At 69.8% G+C, this 8,332-nt stretch carries 6 protein-coding genes; 4 read left to right on the plus strand and 2 right to left on the minus strand.

Annotated elements, in window-relative coordinates; all coding sequences use genetic code 11:
- Window positions 1-6: 6 nt before the first annotated feature.
- Window positions 7-495: a DinB family protein gene (locus FFS52_RS21380; protein WP_137810865.1), complete on the plus strand. Its 489-nt coding sequence runs from the start codon at window positions 7-9 to the stop codon at window positions 493-495.
- Window positions 496-498: 3 nt separating this feature from the next.
- Here FFS52_RS21380 and FFS52_RS21385 read toward each other — a convergent pair whose 3' ends face one another.
- The gene (locus tag FFS52_RS21385) at window positions 499-2,076 is read right to left on the minus strand and encodes a serine hydrolase (protein ID WP_137810871.1); all 1,578 of its coding nucleotides are present in this window, start codon (window positions 2,074-2,076) and stop codon (window positions 499-501) included.
- A 212-nt stretch (window positions 2,077-2,288) separates the two neighbouring features.
- Between FFS52_RS21385 and FFS52_RS21390 the strand changes: the two genes are divergently transcribed.
- Window positions 2,289-4,343, plus strand: coding sequence for a prolyl oligopeptidase family serine peptidase (locus tag FFS52_RS21390; RefSeq protein WP_137810866.1), 2,055 nt, complete (start codon window positions 2,289-2,291; stop codon window positions 4,341-4,343).
- On the opposite strand, the gene grpE is transcribed toward FFS52_RS21390, so the two are convergent.
- A complete protein-coding gene (grpE, locus tag FFS52_RS21395) occupies window positions 4,304-4,813 on the minus strand; it encodes a nucleotide exchange factor GrpE (protein WP_137810867.1) in 510 nt (169 codons plus the stop codon). The two genes, FFS52_RS21390 and grpE, sit on opposite strands and share 40 nt — an antisense overlap.
- Before the next feature lie 76 nt (window positions 4,814-4,889).
- Between grpE and FFS52_RS21400 the strand changes: the two genes are divergently transcribed.
- Complete coding sequence (locus FFS52_RS21400; RefSeq protein ID WP_137810868.1) at window positions 4,890-6,566, plus strand: Hsp70 family protein; 1,677 nt, start codon at window positions 4,890-4,892, stop codon at window positions 6,564-6,566.
- 27 nt (window positions 6,567-6,593) lie between these two features.
- Window positions 6,594-8,332: Ig-like domain repeat protein (locus tag FFS52_RS21405; protein ID WP_137810869.1), on the plus strand; the 1,739-nt coding region annotated here is incomplete at its 3' end.

Here is an 8,332-nt window from a genome sequence, read left to right on the forward strand (position 1 = left end):
GGGGCCATGCCTCCCCGCCGTCGCAAGGACACCCCGCCACCGGCGACCGGCGGTTCGGAGAAGGAGGTGCTGGTCGGTTTCCTCGACTATCTGCGCGCCTCCGCGGTGGCCAAACTCGACGGCGTCTCCGAAACCGACGCCCGTGCGGCCGCGGTGCCGTCGGGCACCAGCCTGTTGGGGGTGGTCCGCCACCTGACATTCGTCGAACGGTTCTTCTTCCTGGGCGAGGACGCGGACGACTGGCAGGCGACGTTCGCCTGCCCCGACGACGAGACCGTGGCATCGGTGCAGGCGGCGTACCGCCGCGCGGTGTCCGAGGCCGGCGAGGTCATCGACGCCTACACCGATCTCGCCGAGGCGGCGCCCAGGGCGAGCGGACGTTGCTCCTCCCCGTCGATGCGGTGGGCGTTGACCCACATGATCGAGGAGACCGCCCGTCACGCCGGCCATCTCGACATCATCCGCGAGGGCGTCGACGGCCGGACGGGCCGCTGACCGTCAGCGCCGGACGAACTCGCCGTTGCTCTCCTCGTCGTCGTAATACTCGATCGTCATACGCGGGCCGTCGAACGTGACCTGCGAGATCGAGCCCGGTTCGGCGTTCTCGTTGAGCAGGGTGAAGGTGAACGTGTTGCCGTCCCAGTGAGTGAGTTCGTGCTTGCGGACGCCGCCCGGCCCCATCTCCAGGACGAGCTTCCCGTCGCGTTCGACGATCTCCGCCGGTCCGTACACCGCGTTGGCGTAGGTACCCACATACGACGGCAGTGGTTGCGACGGTGCGGGATTCGACGGCGGTTCCTTTCCGACGAGTTCGCCGCTCGGCACGCTCAGGGGCGCATACGCCTTGGCGTAGAGGTCGCGCCAGTCGTTGCGGATCTCGCCGAACTGCACGAGATCCATGAACTCGGCGGCGATCGAGTCCACCGCACCGAGGGGCGCGGCGTTGGACAGGACGACGATGGCGGTGTCGGCCGACGGCAGGATCGAGAACACCGTGCCGGCGCCCGACGCGAACGCGCCGGCATGGTTGAACTGCGTCCGAGCGTCCTCGGTCACCCCGACGTTGAAACCGTAACCGTACGATCCGGCGCGATTGTCGGGCGTCTGGGGCGGGCTCGACACGATCTGCGGTGAGAGGGCCGGGAGCAGCGCGTCCGGGGCCACGACCTCCTGGCCGTTGTGCTTCCCCTGCGCCAGCACCATCTTCAGCCAGGTCGCCATGTCGTTGACGTTCGAGCTCACACCGCCGGCGGGTGACTGCGCGTCGGGATCGCGCGGGATCGGGGTCTTGACCCACTTGTCGTCTTCCTTGATGTGCCCCACCGCGCGATCGGCCCGGCGCTCGAAGTCGACGTAGCGGGAGCTGGTGCTGGTCATGCCCAGCGGACCGTAGATGAGGTCCTGCGACAGCGTCGCCCAGTCCGTCCCAGCCTTCACCGCCACCGCCTCGCCCCCGGTCGTCACCCCGAAGTTGGTGTAGGCGTAGCTGATCCGGAACGGGTCGAGTGGCATGAAGCGCATGCGCTGCATGATCTCCTGCTGCGAGTACCCCATGTCCTCGAGTTTGTCGCCCGCGTGGTCCGGCAGACCGGATCGGTGCGAGTACATGTCGCCGACGGTCACGGTGCGCGTGACGTACGGTTCGGCGAGCGCGAACCACGGCAGCGATTCCACGATCGGCATCTCCCACGTCACCGTCTTGTCGGTGACGGCGGCCGCGACCACCGTCGATCCCACCGACTTCGACACCGACGCCAGCTGGAAGACGGTGTTCGGGTCGACGGCCTCACCGGTCGTGATGTCCTTGACGCCGAACCCCTTGGCGTACTTGGTCTCCCCACCTGACACGACGGCCACGGCCACACCCGGGATCTTGGTCGACTCCATCATCGAGTTGACCAGGTCGTCGAGTTGCCCGACCGCCTTGTCGACCGCATCGGCCGGCAGCGGTTCGGCGGCGACGGCATTCGGGTTCTCCAGAGACTCCGATGCAGACGGTGGCGCCCCGGTGCCCGACGACCCGCTGTCGCAAGCCGCGACGAGCGCAACCACGGCGACGACGGAACAGGTGGCCATCGAGAGGCGGGCCCATCGCGACGTCCGTGGGGGTTCATGGCCGGGACAGCGGGCGGGAACGGAATGGGCAGTGGCCATGGGGGTCTCCTCGACGTCGCTGCGTCACGATACCCCGCGCGGACAACCTGTAGTGGGCGTTTTGCCGGCGCCGACACCGTGAGCGCTCCTGCGCGGAGCACGGTCGCGACGGCCGCCCGCGTAGTTTGGACGCCATGACCGAGCACGGCTACGACGCCCCCACGTCCGACACCGACCCGTACCTGTGGCTGGAGGACGTCACCGGCGACGACGCGCTGTCCTGGGTGCGCGCGCACAACGAGCCCACGGTGGCGGCGTTGACGTCGTCGGAACGCTTCCGCGAGTTGGAGGCCGCAACGCTTGCCGCCCTGGACACCGACGACCGCATCCCCTACGCGCGTCGCCGCGGGGAGTACCTGTACAACTTCTGGCGCGACGCGACCAACCCGCGTGGCCTCTGGCGTCGTACGACGTACGACTCCTATGTGACCGACACCCCCGACTGGGATGTCCTCATCGACGTCGACGAACTCGCACGCGCCGAGGACGAGAACTGGGTGTGGGCCGGCGCCTCCGTACTGCGCCCCGAGTACGAGCGCGCGCTGATCTCCCTCTCGCTCGGCGGCGCCGACGCCTCCGTGGTCCGTGAGTTCGACATCCCGTCGCGCACCTGGGTCGCCGACGGCTTCGAGCTGGCGGAGAACAAATCCGACGTCGGGTGGATCGATCGTGACACCGTCTACGTCGGAACGGATTTCGGTGTGCAACCGGACGGGCTGAGCTCGCTGACCGACTCCGGCTACCCCCGCATCGTCAAGCGCTGGACGCGCGGCACCCCGCTGTCGGATGCCGTGACGGTCTTCGCGGGCGAGACCGGGGACGTGTCGGTGCGGGCGAGCTACGACAGCACACCGGGATTCGAACGCCACTTCGTCGGTCGCGCCACCGACTTCTTCAACTCACTCGACTACGAACTGCGCGACGGCCGCCCCGAGTTGCTCGACGTGCCCACCGACGCGCACGCCGGGGTCCGGATGAACTGGCTGCTGGTGCTCACGCGATCGGAGTGGGAGATCGACGGCACCGCGCACGCACCGGGCACACTGCTGGCCTTCGACTACGAGGCCTACCGGGCGGGCGACCGCGACGCGGCCGTGCTCTTCGCGCCCGATGCGCACACGAGCCTCGTCGACTACGCCTACACGCGTTCGCATCTCATCATCGTGAAGCTGCATGACGTGCACACCCGGGTCGAGGTACTCGAACTCGGCACCTGGCAGGCCGTGGACATGCCGGGTCTGCCCGACCTCGCCACGGTCTCGGTCCTCGACACCGATCCCGACGAGAGCGACGAGGTGTTCTGGTCGGCGACGTCGTTCACCGATCCGCCGAGTCTGCTCCACGGCCAGAGCGGCCGGGCTCCGGAGGTCATCAAACACAGCCCCGCGTTCTTCGACTCCGACGCGGTGACCGCCGAGCAGCACTTCGCGACGTCCGACGACGGCACGCAGGTGCCGTACTTCGTGGTGCGTCGGCGCGACGTGTCCCAGGGACCGACGCTGCTCTACGGCTACGGCGGATTCGAGAATGCCCTCACCCCGAGCTATCTCGCGATCGCCGGGCAGAGCTGGATCGAGCGCGGCGGGATCTACGTCATCGCCAACATCCGGGGCGGCGGCGAATACGGCCCGTCGTGGCACACCCAGGCGCAGAAAGCGGGACGGCACAAGGTGTACGAGGATTTCGCCGCCGTCGCGCGTGCCCTCGTCGACACCGGACTCACCACTGCGTCACAGCTGGGCGCCCAGGGCGGTTCCAACGGCGGGTTGCTCATGGGAGTGATGCTGACGCGCTATGCCGAGCTGTTCGGCGCTCTGGTCTGCCAGGTCCCGCTCATCGACATGAAGCGCTACCACCTCCTGCTGGCCGGGGCGTCGTGGATGGCCGAGTACGGCGACCCCGACGACCCCGAACAGTGGGAGTTCATGAAGCCGTTCTCGCCCTATCAGAACGTCGACGCGGACGCGACATACCCGCCCATCCTGGTCACGACGTCGACCCGCGACGATCGCGTCCACCCCGGTCACGCGCGCAAACTCGTTGCCCGCCTGGAGGAAACCGGTCACGACGTGCAGTACTACGAGAACATCGAGGGCGGCCACGGCGGCGCGGCGGACAACAAGCAGGCCGCGTTCAAATCGGCCCTGGCCTACGAGTTCCTCTGGCGGACACTGTCTCCCGAGGACTGACCGCTCCGGAAGACCACCACTGCCGCCGGCCGGACCGAGCGCTCGCCGACGACCAGCCCGGGACGGAGCAGCTCGGCGACGGTGCGGTCCGCGGAGGTGTCGTCGGTCGGATGGACGTCGACCGCCTCCATGGTGCGGGCATCGAAGTCGGCTCCGGGCGCGGGTGCGACGACGGCTCCCCCGCGGCCGACGATGAGGCGTTCGAGTCCGGCGCGCAACACCTCGAACGCGGGCCGGTCGGCTTCCGACGCCAAGACCGCGCACGTCGCCGCATCGGTGTGGAGCGCGAGGAGGTCGACCAGCAGCGCGGTGTCCACCCCGGCCGCCGCGGCCGGGGACTTCGCGGCGTCGACGAGCCGCTCGATCGTCCTGGTCTGCCGCGCGACCACGAGGGCGAGGTCGGACACCTGCTCGCCCAACTGCGCGAGCCCGTCGGTTCGCTCGGGCGCAGAGCCCTCCGGAGACGTCATTCCGCCAGCGTAATCAACTCCGTCGGCCAATCGTCCGGCACCGGCGAGACCGTCTGCGCTGCTAGCATCCCCGATCGTGGGCGTAATCGGGATCGACCTCGGAACCACCAACTCGGCGATGGCGAAGATCGACGCCGACGGCCGCCCGGAGGTGATCGTCGGACTGACCGGCGCACCGACCACCCCGTCGACGGTGTTGCTGACGTCGCCGACGGATCACGTCGTCGGCGAAGGGGCCCGCCGACAGGCCAGGCTCGACCCGGAGAACGTCTGCAGCCTGGTGAAGCGGCGGATGGGCGATGCCCAGTGGCGTTTCGTCGCGCACGGCCAGACGTGGTCGGCGCCGGCGATCTCGGCGCTCATCATCAAGTCGCTGATCTCCGACGCCACGTTCGCCGGCGAGCAGGTCGAGCGGGCCGTGATCACAGTGCCCGCCTACTTCGGCGACGAGGAGCGGCGCGCGACGATCCAGGCCGGCACCTACGCCGGCCTCGAGGTCGCGGGGGTCCTGTCCGAGCCGATCGCCGCCGCTCTGTCCTACGGCTTCAGCCGCCTGACCGACCCGCTGGCCAAGGGCACACCCGACGAGACGGTCCTGGTCTACGACCTCGGCGGCGGGACCTTCGATGCGACGGTCATCGAACTCGCCGACCGCCGGATCACCGTGCTCGCCGTCGACGGCGATCACCAGCTCGGCGGTGCCGACTGGGACGAGCGGTTGGCGCTGCACCTCTCGCGCACGTTCTGCGCCGAACACCCCGACGCCGAGGACCCGCTCGACGACTCGGCCGGCTCGCAGTCGCTCATCCTCGCCGCGGAGCGCGCCAAACACGAACTGACCGAGTCGGATTCGACATCGGTCATCGTCGCCCACGACGGCGCCCGGTCGGTCATCACGCTCACCCGGGCCGAACTCGAGGAACTCACCCGTCCGCTGTTGGCCCGGACCATCGAACTCACCCGGTCATGCCTGGCCGCCGCCGAACGCCGAGGCGTGTCAGCCGTCGACCGTGTCCTGCTCGTCGGCGGTTCGTCGCGGATGCCGATGGTCGCGCGGGAACTCGCCGCCGCACTGGGCACGACACCGGAACTGAACGACCCCGACCTCGCCGTCGCCCGCGGGGCAGCGATCTACGGCGAGAAGCTGGAGATCGAACGACTCGTCCGCGCCGACCTCACCACCCGCGGACGCCTGCGCGAGGACCGCGGTCTCGACGGCGTCGCACCGGCCGACCTCGACGAGTCCTGCACCCGGGTCGCCCACGCGTTCGCGCTGCCCGTCAGCAGTGTCCGCCGCATGCTCGAGGTCGTCGTGGACACGGTGGTCTCCCGCGGTTTCGGGGTCCTGGCGGTCAACGGCCACAACGGCGAACTCGAGGCCAGCTGGCTGGTCCAGCGGAATTCGACGCTCCCGATCCGGGTGCGACGGTCGTTCGGGACCATGCGACGCGACCAGTCCCGCATCGAGCTGGTCGTGCTGGAACAGCAGGGGCAGGCGACTTCCCCGAGACCGGAGGACGCCAAGGTCCTCATCGAAGGCGCGATCACCGACATCCCGCCCGGATACGACGAGGGCAGCGAGGTGTCGGTGACCTTCGAGATGGCCTTCGACGGCGTCCTGCACGTCACCGCGTTCCACGTCGATGCGCAGATCCCGCTCACGTTGTCGGCCAAAACCGGTGCCTCGCTGTCGAAATCGGAGGTCGAGCGGGAACTCGACCAGGTCCACCGCTCCCGGCGCCGCGACCACTGACGGCGTCCGCCGGAGGGGAGAGACCTGATGGAACCGTTTGTCGGCAACGACTATCGCAAACGTGTGCTCGCCGCGGTCGAGAAACGCGGAGGCCCGAGCGAATCGGATTCGTTCGAACTGTATGACCTCCCGATCGAGGAGGCCGAGCGGCTCGACGACGCCGCGGTGGCCGCCCGACTCGACGAGGTGTGGGCCTTCTGGCAGAAGCAACGCGACCACCCGAAGTACCGAATCCTGGTGGCCCGGTTGGTTGCCGAACACGACGAGCGGTCGGCGCCGTTGCGGCACAAGACCGGTCGGATCGCCGAGGCCCGTGCGGTGAGCACCCGACGCGAACTGCGCGATCAGCAGCGATTCGAACTCCTCGACAACGCGATCGCGCGGCTCAACGAGCGCTACGGCGGAATCCCGAGATCCAAGCGCGCCGGGCTGGACGAGATCGGCGCCATGGGCGGCCTCGATCCGGCCGAGATCGCCACCCGACTGCGGCGTCACCGCATCGTCGACGACGCCCCGCCCGCGTCGGCCGAACCCGCGCCGCCGCGGGTGTCCTTGTCGGCGCAGCAACGCGGTCAGATCGCCGACCTGCTCGCCGAGTTCGACCGACTCCGCGACGGCGATCCCACCCCGACGCTCCTGACCCTGCTACACCTCGACACCGACGCCGCCGCCGACCGCGGCGTCATCGAGTCGCGGGCCGTCGCGCTCAACGAACGAGCCCGTGAGCTCGCCGCCGGCCGCTTCCGCGCGGTCCTCGACGAGCTGCTGGTCCACGTACACGACGTCCTGCTCTCCGATCCCGTGCTGGCGCAGGAGTATCGGCAATCGGTCGTCGACGCCGTGACCGACCATCTCCGACCACGGGTCCGAGCCGCGGTCCTGGTCGAGGACGAACTGGGTGCGCAGGACCATGAGTTCCTGCTCGACGAGGCCCGCACCCGCGGACTCGGCACACGCGATGCGCGCACCGTGATCGCCGGACTCGCCGCCGAATTCGGAGCAGCCGTGAGCCCACCGGCCGGCCCCCCGCCGTCGGCCGAGCCACCCACGCCGCCGAAGCGGTTGTGGGAGAACGATCTCCGCGCCGCCCGCGCCGCCTTGCGCGACGGCCTGCCCGTCCGGGCGCGTGCGGCCATCGCCGATGCGCGTGCCGGAGCCGGCGACGATGCCGCGGCGCTCCGGCAGATCGCGGCGGTCGCCGACGAGGTCGAACGGGTCATCGCGCAGGCGGTGGCGGACTCCCGCCGGGCCCGGGACCTCGCGGACGAGATGCGCCACGTCGCGGCGCTCGAACTGCTGGAGGACGTGTTCCGGCGAGCCCGGGACATCGACCGTCTTCCCGACTCGGGCGGGTCGCTCCAGGCCCGCCTCGAGGCGTCGCGAGACATCGTCGCCCAGGCGGGCGAGATCGCGCGGTCGGCATCCGCGAGCAACCCGGCGAGCCTCACCGCCGCTGCCGAGATGCGACTTCGGATCACCGATCACGAGGGCCTCAACTCGGCGGCAACGGTGCTGACCGTGGAGCCGCCGCGCAACGTCCGGTTCGTCGCCGAGAGTGGTGCGATCACCGTCTCCTGGGATCCGTCCGCGACGGAGTCGGTGACCTACCGCGTCGTGCGCATCGGGTTCGACGGGTCGACCCGGACGCTCGGCCGCACCGCGGGGACCGAACTCTCCGACGGCAGTCGGCCCGACCCGGTGCCGCCGGTGTACGAGGTCACCGCCGTGCTGGCCGGAAACCAGTCCGCCCCCGCCCGCTCCGACGC

The sequence above is a fragment of the Gordonia sp. ALPHA1B1 genome (genome assembly GCF_005502615.1).
GTDB lineage: Bacteria > Actinomycetota > Actinomycetes > Mycobacteriales > Mycobacteriaceae > Gordonia > Gordonia hongkongensis.